This is a genomic window from Paenibacillus sp. PsM32, from assembly GCF_030433815.1.
Lineage (GTDB): Bacteria > Bacillota > Bacilli > Paenibacillales > Paenibacillaceae > Saccharibacillus > Saccharibacillus kyungheensis.
Map to the genome: position 1 here is coordinate 297,664 of NZ_JARUWY010000004.1, position 14,973 is coordinate 312,636.

Genomic DNA, 14,973 nt, shown 5'->3' on the forward strand with positions numbered 1-14,973 from the left:
GATCGTATCTTTTTAGATATAATCGTTTGTTAGAACATTAGCATGATAGTACCGACCTCTTTTCTGCTTATAGAAAAGAGGTTTTTTTATCGTTATATTTCTCTATTTTAATGCAATAAATACATAGCATTCCCTGTAAAAACCATATATAATAAGTGAAAAAAACAATTCCGATCAGAATTGTAGGGAAAACGGTGGGATTATTATGGGTAAGCATATGAAAGGCGTAACCTCCATCAAAAAAGCAGTCTATGACCGAATCGCGATGCAGGACGATATATCCAAAGCAGAAATTATGAATGAATTTCAGATGACCAGCAGTAGTCTAACCCGTCTGCTTGAAGAAATGACCAATGAAGGCTGGATTATGGAGTCTGGATTCGGTCAATCGACAGGTGGAAGACGACCGATTTTGTATCGAATCAATGCGAATTTCCGCTATATTTTTGGTCTGGATATTTCACGTATTTATTCAGTGTTAGGCTTATATGATATGCGGATGCAACCGTTAGCAATGGTGCGTTGGTCTATGGATGAAAGTATGACACCTCAGCGGTTAGTTCAACATGTTCAAGGGCAAGTAGCACAGATGTTATCTCAGCAAGGAATAGCACCAGAATTAGTGATAGGAATGGGCGTAGGTGCTGTAGGCCCGCTTAGTCGTGAGCAAGGAAAAATACTTAACCCCCTATATTTTGCCGCTCCGGGTTGGAAAGATGTTCCTCTTCGGCGCTGGTTAGAAGAAGCAACAGGATTATCGGTTACTCTTGAAAATGGAGCCAATACCGCTTTGACAGGAGAGCACTGGATGGTGCGTGATGAACATATCCAGCATATGTTGTACGTGCATGTCGGTACAGGTCTACGGTCTGCAATGATGTCTAACGGACATGTCGTACATGGCGCTGTGGATATGGAAGGCTCGATCGGACAGATGATTATTCAGACAGACGGCCCGCGACTTCATGGTGCAGGTAATTATGGAGCGTTAGAAGCTTTTGCCTCGGTACAAGCATTAGAACAACAAGTTCGAGCACGTAGTAAAATGGGACGCGATGTGTGGGATGGACATGTAGCAGTCAAGCCGGAAGCGATCAATTTCACTACACTGGTACAATCGCTGGAAACAGGAAATGACTACATCAAAGAAATCTTCGCACAATCTGCGGCTTACATGGGCATAGGGCTGGCTAATCTGATCAATATTTTACACCCTGAAAAGATAATTCTTGGCGGTGTACTGATCAATTCACATGATCTGTTCTACAATACAGCTATTGCGGTAGCCCAGCAGAATATCTATTATTCAAATAGTTATCGCCCTGTGTTTTCTAAAGGAATATTAGAAGAAAATGCAGTCGCTACCGGAGCCGCAGTTATGGTCTGGCATGAGATGGAGTTGTAAGTGAAAAAAACCTCTGATCTTCTTTCTAGAGATACGTTAGAAAGAGTCATCAGAGGTTTTTTTAGATTTGTTTAGGTGAAGTAGAGACTTACATACTTTGGGATATACGTTGGATTGTTCCCCGATACAGATGCACTATTTATGTTAACGTTATGAAGATTGTTGCGGTTGTAATTGTGCTAGAATCTGTGGATCTTTGATTTTATTATCTTGAGCAAGCATTACGATTTTGGACAAAATCTCTGCTGTTCTCGGGTCTTCATCCATAAATGGTAAAAATAATCGTCCCCGATGCTGAGAATGCACAGGAATAATATGCAGAGCACTAGCCGCTTGTTGATACACAATCGCACTACCAAGATGCACACTGTAATTGCCCAGACTTCCTTTTATGCGAGCATGATTGCCTTCAACTTGTACATTATCGATACGAAGTAAACGTAGCGATTCTTCAACAATCACACGACGCATTTCAATCGTAGTTAAGCTTGTTTCTGGATCTACACCGCCTACATGAGCTACACTGACCACTAGATCAACATCGCGCATAATTTCAGAGAAAATAAGTGGCGATACTTGATCAAATGGCACCATTTCATACGTAGCACGATTATAAAATTGTACAGTCTCCAGTGTAGGTGCTTCGGTATCCGCAGGTGAGAACCAATCTGCGAGTGCATACAGATTCGCAATAATATTTTCTTTGTAATACACTTTCTGCAATCCTTCTTCGTAACTCACTGTCCAACCTCTTCCACGTAATAAAGCGACCGCTTTGTTCGGTTGAATCTGATAACCCGCATAACGACGAGATAATGTACCGTTAGCTTTCTCATCTTCGTTAGGGATATACAATTCACGGAATACTTGCTTAAATGGCTGACGTTGTTGACGGTCAAACAGATCACGTTGATATAGACTCCATTGACCACTTTCATAAAGATGAACAGGGTGAGCGATAATCACTTGATCGTCTAATTGTAACGGATGCTCTGTGCCGTCAGGACTTCGCAATACAGAAGATGCTCCATCTATATAACCAAGCTTGTTGTCTGTTTGTAATACCAGACTGTTGACCAGTGGAGCAAGAACCGGATTATGTGACAATTTGATCAGTTCATCTGCTGTAAAGGTAGTGCTGTTCGTCATGGAACGTTCTAATTCTTGACGGGCACGACGATATTGGTCGGTCAGTTCGGATTTGACTTCTTTTAAACGAATAATATATTCATTTTTGTTCAGACGTGATGGAACTGACTTGAGCGGCTTATCTTGCTTGATCGCTGTTAAGCTAGTCTGTCCTTCGCTATCAATAACAAGAGAGACATTCAGTCCTTCCTCAATCTCGTGTGGTTCAAAATAACTGAGCAAATCATCCAATTTACGTGATTCCATATCCCATTGTAGACGGGTAACATCGGTATAACCTGCATTACGTGCCAAATTATCTAAAGCAATGGCAGAGACTGTGCCTTCACTAGCACGACGTTGTGCACCGAATGTTTTGCTTTGCTTCAGGAACAATTGGATAAATTCATACCGCTGACGAATATCAGCATCACGCTTGGTACCGGAAGCGAGTGGAATCAAGCTATAAGCCAGCAACTGGTCTTTGTTACGCTTATCGGCTACCGATTGCTGAATCGATGCCAGATCAAGCTTACCAAGTACAGCATCTGCAAACAGTTGACTGCGACGATGATTCGAACCTGCTGAGATATATTTAGCACATTCATATAAAATATCGAATCGTTCTGCTCCTAATTCATCATAAGCTTGTCGGAACCAGACAATATCGAATGCACCATCGTTGAATTCCTGTGGTAAGATCGGTGAATAGTGAGCGACAATCGTTTCTTTTTCTGCCGAAAATGTCTCATTGATATGTGCATGGAAATACCATGCCGCACTACGTAGACCTTTCCAACCTAGATGTTTGGCGATCAGTTCGATCCATTGCGGAGCATACATTGCCGCTTCGAGTAACTTTTTATCATCGATAGGATATTGCTGAAGTAACGACTCTAGCGTGTGCTCATCTTCACCTTCTAAAGGATACGTATTTTTGAGCAAATGACTGAACGTTTCTTTCTTTGTAATACTATCGCCATATCCGTAAATATATCCTCGTACAAACGTTTCTTTTTGTAGATTCGATAGAATACGTACAAAGACTTCCGTGCCTTCTACACGTTGAATATTCATCGCCAGTGAAGTGACTCCCGTTACCAATTCCCCACGGCTAAGTTCAATTTCCAAAATGCGAGCAAGTACAGCATCTCGAATCGGTATCATTTTAGGATATTCTTTTACATTAATCTGAGTATCGTATTTGATATTTTGAGATGTTAATTCTCGAATAAACTGGCGACTCAGATCGCTGCTCATGATTTTGGAGTAGATTTCGTTATCGCTGATTTTGTCCCATTCATAAGCACGTGCATAATCGGTTGTGCCCAGTAGACCATCCTGACCATAATAAAATTCCAATGTATAAAAGATATGGAACATTTGCATTGACGATTCTTGATCGTAGAGACGACTTCGTACTAACGAACGCCACGGTGAAATCAAAAATTTAAAAAGACCACTTTCTTCTTTTAACTTTTCTTGTGGGAATGTACAGATTATTGTAATCAGCGCATCCCGAACCATAGCGAAAGTAGCCTGTTTATCACTATCTTCCAAATAAGCTCGGATTAGCTCATCCAATTGTTGGCGATGAATCAGCTCATCTAATTGTTGACGATATGGAAGTGTTTGGTAGAATGTCTGTATTTCTAAGATTTGTTCTAACGGATAAATAGACTCGATAAATGTTTTTCGCCAACCTTCTAACAATCTATGTTTTCCAAGCTCCATATAATCCATTTGATCGATAAAATAGCTGTATAGATCATCTAAAGTCTGATCATACATTTCGGATTGGGTATACAGATACAACTGTATCATTCCTTCAACCGGAAGATCGCTTTGTTGTAAATAGTGTTGCCACACTTCAGGCAAAGGATATTGCTCTATTTGCAGAGTCTGACTATCTGCATTCGGATTTTGCCAATTCCCCCTGAGTCGATTACCAATTAACAGCGTTTCTTTATAACCACTATAGTATTCGACTGTATATTCATGATTTCGATGTTCATGTATTAGATCGTTTAATCCTTGTAGAAAATCGGTGATACGCTTCGGTTCCACTGTAAATACATCACGATTCAACTGGAAATCAGGTTGTTCTGGCTTTTCTTTTAACCATGTATCCATCATTTGCGGATCAAACAATCCAAAGCCATTGGTTTCGTTATATTCCTCGGAAGCCCCTAATTTGTCGATCAATACTTGTTCTTTGGCTGTTGGTTTGGAGATTTTTTCGATCAATGGAAGCAAACGTTCATACTGCTCAGAACGCTCTGGCTTGCTTTGTAATTCGCTGATCGTCTCCAGTCCAGCTAGACGTTGCAATTCGCTTTTACTTTGGATCAGACGTTCCACTGTAACATCTAGTGAGTCCGCAGGTTGATTCAATAGTAATTGAATAGAACCTTGACGCAATGAACCTGTTTTGAGTTTGAGTAGATTTTCGATATTTTGTAATTCAGGATCGGTTAAAGTAAGCTTTTTAGCTTGTTTGAGTGCTAACTCCCGATTAGACATACTTTTGTCAGACAGCGAAGCAAACACAAATTGACGTTGTTCCGGTGCATTTGTATTGGAAAGATAATGTTGTAGTATAGTTCCCCGTAGATCAGGGCTTAATTTATCTTTTAATTGCAAAATCTCACTGATCCATTGTTCATCCATATCATAAGCCGCTAGATACAGCATTTTTCTGACAGGCAGATCTGCAGAATAACTCACCTGTACAAAATCAAGTACGCTCGATTGGAATGAGATCTCACGTCCATTAAGACTTAAAAATAGATGGCGGAAATGTTCAAAATCACGTCTACGTACGTCTTTATCTTCTAATAATGGGGTACGAGGAACAACCAATTGAAGAGCGGACGTATCATTGATCGTTTGCCATGAGTAGTTACATTCATAATCATAGTTCACCAGTACCCAGTAGCGTAATTCATCATCTTCTTCAGACAGATGAGGCTGTGCAATGCGTAGACGCAAATCTTTATTCTGACTATTTCGAAGAACATAGAGCGCTACAATCTTCTGATAACGTGCTCCTGTATCCATTAGATGTTGAATGCGATCATAGACATCCTGTTCTTCATGTACAGCAGTTGCCCAAAGGCTCATATAGATATGATTCGCATTCTCACTGCTTAACCATTCTTCTCGTACCGAACTGTCTGTTAATGCTTCATATGCTTGTGTGATGAGTTGCTTGGATAGGCGTGGATTGGTCGCTTCCAGATTAATACCTGTCCATGTTCCTAATGCACGCACGATAGAGCTGTAACGAATCAGATCATTTTCAATAATAGTACGAAGTATAGTCATCGTCGCTTCTAAAGTACCTTCATCCAGTTGCTCGACGATACTTTGACGTAGACCTTCTTGCAGACGAGCCGCTACCAGTAACTCACTAATCATCTGATATGCTTCAGGTTGATGACTCATCAGCATTCCTTCAATCATCAAGCGATCGAATAGAGCAGTCTGATTATCACCATAAATAATGTCATGTAACGCTTGCTTTACCTCAGCTTGATCGTGATCCCATGCGTAAGCAATATGAATAGCAATCGCATCTTTTTGTACACGATAATCCTGATTTAGCGGATAATTGCGATCAGTCAAATACGTCATCAGATCGAACTCATAAGCATTCAGGAAAAAGAGAGACACAAGTTGAGATAAGATAGCTTCTATATGTAAAGAGATATCGTTTGTACGATAAGGACGACGATAATAACCTACACTATACGGATATTCGGTCGCATGTTGTGTAATATAACGGAATTTATCCGCAGTCGCTTGATCTGATAAATGTTCCACGACTTCAATTAAAGGTTCAAATGACACAGTCTGTGTCTCACTTTTTACCCCTAATATCTGTTTTAATTGTTCGACTTCATCCTCACTATTACTGATATACGTATGCTCGTAAAAGTGTACACAGCACTGAGCAATCTGCTGTTGTTGACCTGTTAGTTCAGCAGTCACTGATTGCAAATGTTCAAGATATTCACCATAATAATTGCGTTCACTCATTATCGATACTCCCCTTTCTTACCATAGGCGTCCAGCCAGCATTGTAAATCGAATAAAAGCAACATCATCTCCATCAGAGAGTTGAATAACATCATCTAGATGTTCAATATCTTGTTCACGAATAAATACTTTATACAGTCCATCTTCAAAAGCCAACAATGCAGCTTGAACAGCATTTGCCTCGTCAGGAATACGATCATCATGAATATGACCAAATCCAACTTTACCTGTTTCGCCTTGTTCATTAACCTGCTCTGGTGTTAAATAAGAGAGCAATGAAGAATTGCTCTGACGCTCTGTAAAAGCACGTACATTTTCTTGAACAACTTCAGTTAAAAAGTCGCGTAATGTGCCAGGCACATTAAGAATATCTAGAGGTTCACGAGTTAGAGCATTTTTGCGTTTGCCCAGACTTTTGACAGTCACATAAATACGCATATACTATCCTCCTTACCTATCATCATTATCAATCGTATACTATGCAAACAAGCTATATCCGTTGTTAAGCGATGATTGGCCTTTTGCTATTAAGTGTATACGATACACTGCTATGATATCCACCTTATCACAAAATAATAACAAGAACAAATGTTCCTATAAATACATACTAAAAAAGCCCTCTATTTATGGTTAAGAACCAGCAATAGAGGGCTGTTATTTTCACTATCATGTCAATGATCCATTATGATTATGCTTATTAGAAATCAAATCATAGATTACATATGCATTTTACGATTGAAGAACAGCATAAGCTTCTTGTAACACTTCACGTGATTTCATATTGTTTAGATTTTTAGGAACAATATGAATCGGTGTGGTTGTATGCAGAGCTTCTTTCACATGAGAAGCAGCAGCTTTTTCACCGCTTAAAATAATTTCTTCCCACTGCTTTTCTCTAGCCATACGTTCAATGATTGGAGTCAATCGTTTGACCCAACGAGCTTGATCAACTTCCCAACGTTCTTTGTAATCCTCACGTTGCTTGTTCACCGTTGACTTGAGATCGCTTGTACTCTGACTTGGACGTTCACGCCACTCATCATTCACAATATCCCATTCAAAATAATATTCATTGTTAATCTCACATAGTAGACTATCAATAATAGTTACCGAATCACTGCTCAATTGCACGATACCCGCAGCAGGGCATTTGGACGTAATCGCATGTAATTCTTCTAAACGTGGTTCTGCTTCATAATAAAAAGCATTTGATAATCCAATCTGTACTTTTTCACAAAAGAATAATCCACCAGATGAATCCGCTACGATAATCAGACCTTTTTTCATATCATTCCGACTGTTTTCTACGCGTTCTTCGACTTTGGACTGTAGAGCAAGTAGGCTATCTAAATGTCTACGTTCGTCACCGGCTTCAGTGTATTCAGCAAGCTTTTTGAAACCGTTCTTGAGGTGTAGCTTCCATTCCGGCTGGGTGTTGGCAGTTGGTTCGGTGTTCAGATAGATGGTCAAAAACCGTTCTGCTGCATTAGCAGAGTACTTCTGAAGTGCTTTCCAATTTTCCATAAATCCCATTAGTTTGTACCTCCTCAAAGAGAGTTCCTTTGTAATTACCCGTTTACACTTAAATTAAACAATAACTGTAAATAAGAAGTCAAATTTCGGTGGTTTTATATTCGGAAATTAAGCGATATAGGAGGGGAAAAAAGTTAAAATTAGGAATAGGAAGTATTTACTAAAAGTAGGAATGTTCAGGAAATGTTCAGCGGAATATATTATACTAATAGTAATCTGATATTCCAGATTATAACATTTATTAATGGAGGTTATCAGGATGAAATTACGCTTATTCATTCAAAAAATGAACAAATATATTCATACCCCTGTAGCGATGATGGCATCCTTATCTATTGTAGCCATAACGACAACTTCTTTTTTACCTATACAATTGACGAATGAACATCAACAAAATAAAGCGTATGCGATGATGAGTACCGATGAATCCGGCAAAGTGACTGAAGTTCAGGATGAATATAGATCCGAGCCTGAACCTGCTGTAACTATTCCGACAGAAGCACCAAGTATGACCGATATTATGCCAGACGAACATATGGTGAATCCTTCGGCAGATGAATCCATTGTTGGAACAATTGTATCTGAAGCGCTTATGCATACCGATCAAAAAGGGCATCCTGTTTCTATGCAAGTACAACGTCTACTAAAAGATAATGAATATCTGCAAGATACCGCCAAAATTGATGTGAAAGAAGCTGCTTTAACAGTAGATATGTTGCGTAGAGATACAGGAAGTACAGCTTACTTGAGTATGCCTGCTCCTCCAGAAATGCCTCCTGCGGCTGAACTAGCTGTAGTATTAACATCACGTGCTCAAAAATTGTTTGCCGACTCCCAACTGGGAATTAGTATCCAAGCCTGGCATGGTAGAATGACGATTCCTCGCCAAGCATTGCAATCTGATCATACAGATATGACGATTCGGTTAGGTAGCGATCGTCAAACGATTTCCCCACAAGGAGCAGTAGGAACTACCTTACAAGTCGTGATCCCAGATACCAGTTCGCCTCAAGATGTATGGATCGCTCTTCCATTGCCTGACAAAAAATTAACAGCGTCTCAACTGAATCATCTCTCTGTCTGTGCAGAATATGCAGATGGAACACAGCAATATTTGAAAGGCAAATTAACCAACTACAATCCGACGACCAAAGCGATTCAGTTTGCTACCCATTTATCAGGCAATTACACTATCGTTACTACCAAATAGACGATACAACTATAAAGAAAAGACTGGTTCTTCAGTGCAAAACTTGTTAAACTGTTTAATAGTAATCATTACTATTAATAAAGTGGAGCAAGGAGTTGTTAACCTGTATGAACAAAACGAATAAAAATAACAGCCGTTTGCCCAAAGCAAAAGGAACAGATATGGCGACTGTATATATGCCTAAAGAATGTGCTCGCAAAGTAAGACATATCGTGCTAAATGAGTGCAATCAACGTATTATAGATGAATTTATGATGATCCTGGATATGAAAGAAAAGTTTATCGAACAAGATGTACCTATGCCTAACAAATTAGTGATGTCAGGGCCTCCGGGAACAGGAAAAACGCTAACTGCTTTTTATATAGCAGAGCGACTACAATTGCCACTGGTACTTGTTCGTTTGGATACGATTATTCATAGCCATTTAGGAGAAACAGCTTCGAATATTCGCAAAATATTTGATTTTGCCCGTCTTTCGCCTTGTGTGTTATTTCTAGATGAATTCGATGCGATTGCACGCACTCGTGATAACAACGATGAAGTAAAAGAGATGTCACGGGTCGTCAATACGCTACTGCAATGTATGGATGAATTCGAAGGAGAAAGTATTCTGGTAGCGGCGACCAATCTAGCAGATGAGTTAGATCATGCAGTGTGGCGTCGTTTTGATACGAAGATGGATTATGGTATGCCGTCCGAGCAAGATCGTCAGCAGTATATTCATTTACTGATCGGTTCATTTGCTACAATAGGAAGTCTGGAACAATCAGCATCAGCGATGCTACATGGGTGTAGCTTTGCAGATATTGAACAGATTGTACTCAAAGCAAAGCGTAAAGCTATTATCGAAGATAGCGCATTAACACTGAATCAATTGCAGACAGCGTATCAGGAATACAATCCTAAAGTGCATGCATATGTATAAATAAGAAAAAGCACTGGCATCTTTCTTTCACCAGTGCTTTTTGTTTGGATTGGGATAGACTTAGTCTGTACGTGGCTTCGGTGGGCGGGTACACCATAGAATCCACCAGATCATCAATGGCTGAAAAATCAAGCGAATCCATAGAGCAGCAGGATCAGTATACGCTTGACCCGGTGCTGGAATCTGGTAAATCGCTGCATAAATATTCGCCGGGAAAATCAGCACTAGATACCATGCCGTCCATACACCCGCACGTTGACGCCAGGCAGGAATCAAGATCAGAATCGCTAATGCTAATTCGATAATCCCTGTCAAAATAATTAATGCACTTTTGAAAGGAACAAAGGCAGGTAATAATTTGGCAAATCCATCAACTTCAACAAAGTGAGCTACACACGCCGCTATAAAAAAGAGTGCAAAGATAAAACGTGCAATCGTACGTGGCACTGTGGTTGGATATGTATTCATAATTCATCTCCTTTACAGCATGTCTAACGTATATCATAACAGGCTTATGTATATATTAAACCAATCGCCACAAATTGAATGTGATCCAATTGACGACAAACGATATAAACGTTATACTATCTTTGGTATTTAAAAGTAAGTATGTTATATATCGTGCATACTATAATAGAGAATAAATTATAGGTATAGGAGAGATATCCATGAATAAAGAACAACGCAAACAAGAGATTTTGCAAGCTTATGAAGCAAGACATGCTACCAAAGCATTTGATCCAGAGCAAAAAATTTCCGAAGACGATTTTGAATTTATTTTAGAAACAGGTCGCTTGTCACCAAGTTCTGTGGGCTCAGAGCCTTGGAAATTTCTAGTGATCCAAAGCCCGGAATTGCGTGAGAAATTACGTGAATTTACATGGGGTGCACAAGGTCAATTACCAACAGCAAGTCATTTTGTAGTCATTTTGGCGCGTACAGATGTACGTTATGATTCTGATTATTTGCGAGATCAAATGATCGAAGTAAAACAAATGCCAGCAGAAATGTTCGAAACAATTCTTCCACGTTATAAAGAGTTCCAAGAAAGAGACTTGAACTTGTTGGAAAGCGAACGTGCTCTTTTTGACTGGGCTTCCAAACAAACCTATATTGCACTAGGTAATATGATGACGGCTGCGGCAGAAATCGGTATCGACTCTTGTCCGATCGAAGGCTTCCAAAAAGAAGCGGTTGAACAAATTTTGAGCGATGCAGGTCTAATGGGTAGTGGCGAGTACGGCGTAAGTGTTATGGCTGCTTTTGGCTACCGTACAGAAAAAGAATTACGCCCTAAAGCAAGAAGATCTCTAGACGAAATCGTGCAATGGGTTAAATAAGAAACAGAATATCACTGCTAAATATACGAAAAGACCCAAGAAGTTGGGTCTTTTTTTGTTTGAGAAGGTATTTGATTTATATAGATGACAAGTTTAGAATGAAAACTTCAACAAACTAGAAGAAAGGACATCCAACAATGAAATCATGAGATGGATGCAAATATAATGTATGAAAAAGAAAATTATCAGCTTTATTTTGTCTATGGTGGTATCCGGTATCTTGATTGTGCTCTATCGCTTGTTTACAGATACATTATATAAACTCGATTGGGTAGAAAATATGTATTTCGTATTGATCTCTTTCATAGTATTCGTCATTTTCTTGTTTGCAGATCGCCAAGAAAGATCTTAAATATTTTATTCTTGAGAATCGTTAACCTTAAAATGGTATTATTATCTAATAAATGTTAAATTTAAAAAGTACATATAAAATAAAGTAGGTGATGCGTTTATGATGAAGAAGTTAAGTGTCATTACAGTAGCAAGTGCGCTTGTATTGACTGCTGGTGTAGCTGTGCATAGCTTTGAAAGTGCTAATGAGGTTACAGATCAACAATTGGCAAGTTCTACACAAATGGAAGAACTGCAAAACAGAGTGGGCACGATTTACAACGAATACGGTGTTTTTTATCGAGTAGATGCTAGTCATCCGCTTCCTGCTCCTGAATATACGCATACTGTATATAATGATGCCGATGTAGATGATTCTACTACTGTGATCATGATGGATTCGGGTACTTTTGTAAAAGGGAAAGAATAAGACTAATTAATAGCAACAAAAAACTCACCTCGTATCAAATGAGGTGAGTTTTTTTATAAAATATATTTATGACTGCATATGCTATAGGGGATTGTGTTGAAATTTAATTTTAGTGGCGGTTATGATCGTCTTTTGCTTCGCCGACTTTTTGTTGTACTGCGCCTTTAGCTTTATCTACTTTACCTTCTGCTTGTAGAGAAGTGTTATTTGTAGCATTACCTACTTGATCTTTCACTTCGCCTTTAGCTTTAGATACTGCACCTTTAATTTTATCGCCCAAACCGTTATCGTTACTCATCATTAACATCTCCTGTTCAAATAGAATAAATTTGTATTTAATGTAAAGAAATCATTTTTAAATGATCAACAAGCCGTCTATGCTTTAGCTCGAACTCGCTGATAGTTAACATTACCCGACAGCATTGTAATTTAAACAATACATTTTAATCGTTTGACAAAAGATTACATGAACAGACAAAATGTTTAAGAAGAAAAAAGATAGTGAAATAGCTGATGTGATAACCGATTTAACGACTAAATAAATGTAGATAAATACTTGAACTAAAGGGGAGAAAAGGGAATGATAAAAGCGGTCGTTTTTGATTTTGATGGGTTAATATTGGATACCGAAAGTGTGTGGTTTGAATGTTATCAAGAGGTACTACGTACGTATAAAATGGAGCTTGCACTGGAACAATTCGCACCGAGTATTGGCACACATGGAACAGAATTTCTAGATTATATTGATCTCACATTGAAGCAACCGGGTATTTCAGCAGAAGTGGATCAAGCGGTCAGCCGTTTACACGATCAGAAAATGGAACATTTAGAAGCTCGCGCAGGTGTACATGAGTATCTAGCCGAAGCACAGCAATTGGGATTAAAAATAGGTCTGGCAACCAGTTCGAATCGTGCATGGATTGAGCGCTTTTTGACGAAGCTAGGATTGGCAGATTATTTTCAAGTCATTCGCACCAGTGATGATGTCACCAAAGTGAAACCTGATCCAGAATTGTATACACAGGTGGTGACAGCGCTTGGAGTAGAACCGTACGAAGCACTGGCTTTTGAAGATTCGTTAAATGGATTGACTGCCGCCAAAGCCGCTGGATTACGCTGTACTATTGTGCCGAATCCGGTGACATCCTTTTTGCCATTTGAACACCATGACCTACGATTAACATCTATGACAGATATGACGTTGACTGAAATCATTGAACGGTTGAATGAAAGTACGGCAAAAGGGTAATCCCTAATTAAGAGTAGCAGACGTACATTATAGGAGGAATTCCTTTTGAAATTATTTATTCATCGCAAAGATTTGCGAGCTCATGATCTAGTCGGATTTAATTATATTCATGAAGCCGAAGCACAAAGTGTACATCTACTGATTATTGATCCTTTTTTATTGCGAAAAGGAAGAGAAAAAGAGCATAGCGGTGTGAACTTTCTACGCCATGTGCATCGTCTACAGAAGTTATATCAGGCTCAACACAAAACGTTACATATCGTATATGGACAGCCTGATAGGGTGTTAGAGCAGGTATTGGACAAGCTTGATATTGACGAAGTGGTGACTCACCGCGATTTTACCCCGTATGCCAAAGAACGAGATCGCAAATTAAAAGCTGTTGCAGACAAAGCCGATGTCGCTTTCACATTACTTGTCGATCATATGTTAATCGATGTCGAGCCATTTACAGATTTCACAGGAAAAGATGGGTTTTATAAAGTGTTTGCTCCCTTTCATCGTAAATGGTTAGACTTTCTCGAACAGCATCCTAATCATGAGTCCAGTATCAGTCTAAAAGACTTGCATGTTTCGCGTGATCCTTTATCTTTGTCTGCTGAATTTGATTTACCTTTTTCATTGGATGATTATGAACCGGCAGAAGATCCAGAACCGATCTTGCATACATTTCTTCAAAGCAAAATGGTTGATTATGGTGAAGAACGTGATTATTACAGTATTGATCCCTCTAGCGATCTGAATCCACATGTGACGATTGGAGCGATCTCGATTCGGCAGATGCTTGATGATGCTTTGCGTACACAGGGACACGAAGAATGGGTGCGACAGCTATCTTTTCGTGATTTCTACTTATATCAGGCGATCTATGATGAGCATTATTTTAAATATGAACACAAGTATGATCTGTCTGAATTGACCGATCAGCATTTTGAAGCATGGTATAAAGGAGAAACAGGCATTCCAGTTATAGATGCGTCGATGAGACAGCTCAATGAAACAGGGCGAATCCACAATCGGTTGCGGATCTTATCCGGTATGTTTTTGACCAAAAATCTGCAATGTCCTTTTACATTAGGCGAGCAGTATTTCCGTCGCAAATTACTGGATTATGATAATGTGATCAATCGGGGCAACTGGATGTGGTGTGCTTCATTAGGTGTCAATTCGGCTCCTTATTTCCGGGTAGTTAATCCAGTAACTCAGTCTGCCAAGTATGATCCAGAAGGCGACTATATTCGTGAATGGATGCCAGAGCTAAAACACTTATCTGCGAAAGAAATTCACCAACCGCAAAAAAATGCGATCGTTGATCTTAAACAATCACGTGCAAGTGCGATTGAAATCTATAAAAAAATCGTGAATAATGTGTAAATATTGC

13 protein-coding genes are annotated in these 14,973 nt (G+C 39.2%); 8 read left to right on the forward strand and 5 right to left on the reverse strand.

Translation table 11 applies throughout. The annotated features are described in order from the left end of the window. The first annotated feature begins 205 nt into the window (after nucleotides 1-205). Complete coding sequence (locus QCD85_RS11400; protein ID WP_301262671.1) at nucleotides 206-1,405, forward strand: ROK family protein; 1,200 nt, start codon at nucleotides 206-208, stop codon at nucleotides 1,403-1,405. A gap of 150 nt (nucleotides 1,406-1,555) precedes the next feature. Here QCD85_RS11400 and QCD85_RS11405 read toward each other — a convergent pair whose 3' ends face one another. The 3 genes from QCD85_RS11405 to QCD85_RS11415 all read right to left on the reverse strand — a co-directional run bounded on the left by QCD85_RS11405 (nucleotide 1,556) and on the right by QCD85_RS11415 (nucleotide 8,107). Beyond that, the gene (locus QCD85_RS11405; RefSeq protein ID WP_301262672.1) at nucleotides 1,556-6,574 is read right to left on the reverse strand and encodes a DUF4132 domain-containing protein; all 5,019 of its coding nucleotides are present in this window, start codon (nucleotides 6,572-6,574) and stop codon (nucleotides 1,556-1,558) included. Nucleotides 6,575-6,592: 18 nt separating this feature from the next. Continuing rightward, nucleotides 6,593-7,012 (reverse strand): hypothetical protein, encoded by a 420-nt coding sequence (locus tag QCD85_RS11410; RefSeq protein ID WP_274171513.1) that lies wholly within the window; start codon nucleotides 7,010-7,012, stop codon nucleotides 6,593-6,595. A 291-nt stretch (nucleotides 7,013-7,303) separates the two neighbouring features. Then, the gene (locus QCD85_RS11415) at nucleotides 7,304-8,107 is read right to left on the reverse strand and encodes a VLRF1 family aeRF1-type release factor (protein ID WP_273614058.1); all 804 of its coding nucleotides are present in this window, start codon (nucleotides 8,105-8,107) and stop codon (nucleotides 7,304-7,306) included. A gap of 259 nt (nucleotides 8,108-8,366) precedes the next feature. On the opposite strand from QCD85_RS11415, the gene QCD85_RS11420 reads away from it, so the two are divergent. Both QCD85_RS11420 and QCD85_RS11425 read left to right on the forward strand, forming a co-directional pair. Further along, entirely contained in the window at nucleotides 8,367-9,317 is a 951-nt protein-coding gene (locus QCD85_RS11420) for a hypothetical protein (protein ID WP_301262673.1), read from the forward strand. Nucleotides 9,318-9,424: 107 nt separating this feature from the next. Beyond that, nucleotides 9,425-10,243 carry an AAA family ATPase gene (locus QCD85_RS11425; protein WP_273614056.1) on the forward strand — a complete coding sequence of 273 codons (819 nt, stop codon included), beginning with the start codon at nucleotides 9,425-9,427 and terminating at the stop codon, nucleotides 10,241-10,243. Between the two features lie 60 nt (nucleotides 10,244-10,303). Here the strand turns inward: QCD85_RS11425 and QCD85_RS11430 are convergent, their stop codons facing one another. Next, entirely contained in the window at nucleotides 10,304-10,711 is a 408-nt protein-coding gene (locus QCD85_RS11430) for a DoxX family protein (protein ID WP_301262674.1), read from the reverse strand. A 200-nt stretch (nucleotides 10,712-10,911) separates the two neighbouring features. Between QCD85_RS11430 and QCD85_RS11435 the strand changes: the two genes are divergently transcribed. From QCD85_RS11435 to QCD85_RS11445, 3 genes are all read left to right on the forward strand, one after another. Next, nucleotides 10,912-11,583, forward strand: coding sequence for an NAD(P)H-dependent oxidoreductase (locus tag QCD85_RS11435; protein ID WP_273614054.1), 672 nt, complete (start codon nucleotides 10,912-10,914; stop codon nucleotides 11,581-11,583). A 169-nt stretch (nucleotides 11,584-11,752) separates the two neighbouring features. Next, on the forward strand, nucleotides 11,753-11,935 hold the full coding sequence (locus QCD85_RS11440; protein ID WP_301262675.1) for a hypothetical protein: 183 nt from the start codon (nucleotides 11,753-11,755) through the stop codon (nucleotides 11,933-11,935). A gap of 99 nt (nucleotides 11,936-12,034) precedes the next feature. Next, on the forward strand, nucleotides 12,035-12,343 hold the full coding sequence (locus tag QCD85_RS11445; RefSeq protein WP_301262676.1) for a hypothetical protein: 309 nt from the start codon (nucleotides 12,035-12,037) through the stop codon (nucleotides 12,341-12,343). Between the two features lie 109 nt (nucleotides 12,344-12,452). Here QCD85_RS11445 and QCD85_RS11450 read toward each other — a convergent pair whose 3' ends face one another. Then, the gene (locus QCD85_RS11450) at nucleotides 12,453-12,641 is read right to left on the reverse strand and encodes a CsbD family protein (protein ID WP_204826001.1); all 189 of its coding nucleotides are present in this window, start codon (nucleotides 12,639-12,641) and stop codon (nucleotides 12,453-12,455) included. 282 nt (nucleotides 12,642-12,923) lie between these two features. On the opposite strand from QCD85_RS11450, the gene QCD85_RS11455 reads away from it, so the two are divergent. After that, complete coding sequence (locus QCD85_RS11455; RefSeq protein WP_273614051.1) at nucleotides 12,924-13,592, forward strand: HAD family hydrolase; 669 nt, start codon at nucleotides 12,924-12,926, stop codon at nucleotides 13,590-13,592. 45 nt (nucleotides 13,593-13,637) lie between these two features. After that, a complete protein-coding gene (locus QCD85_RS11460; protein ID WP_301262677.1) occupies nucleotides 13,638-14,966 on the forward strand; it encodes a cryptochrome/photolyase family protein in 1,329 nt (442 codons plus the stop codon). The last annotated feature ends 7 nt before the right edge of the window (nucleotides 14,967-14,973 follow it).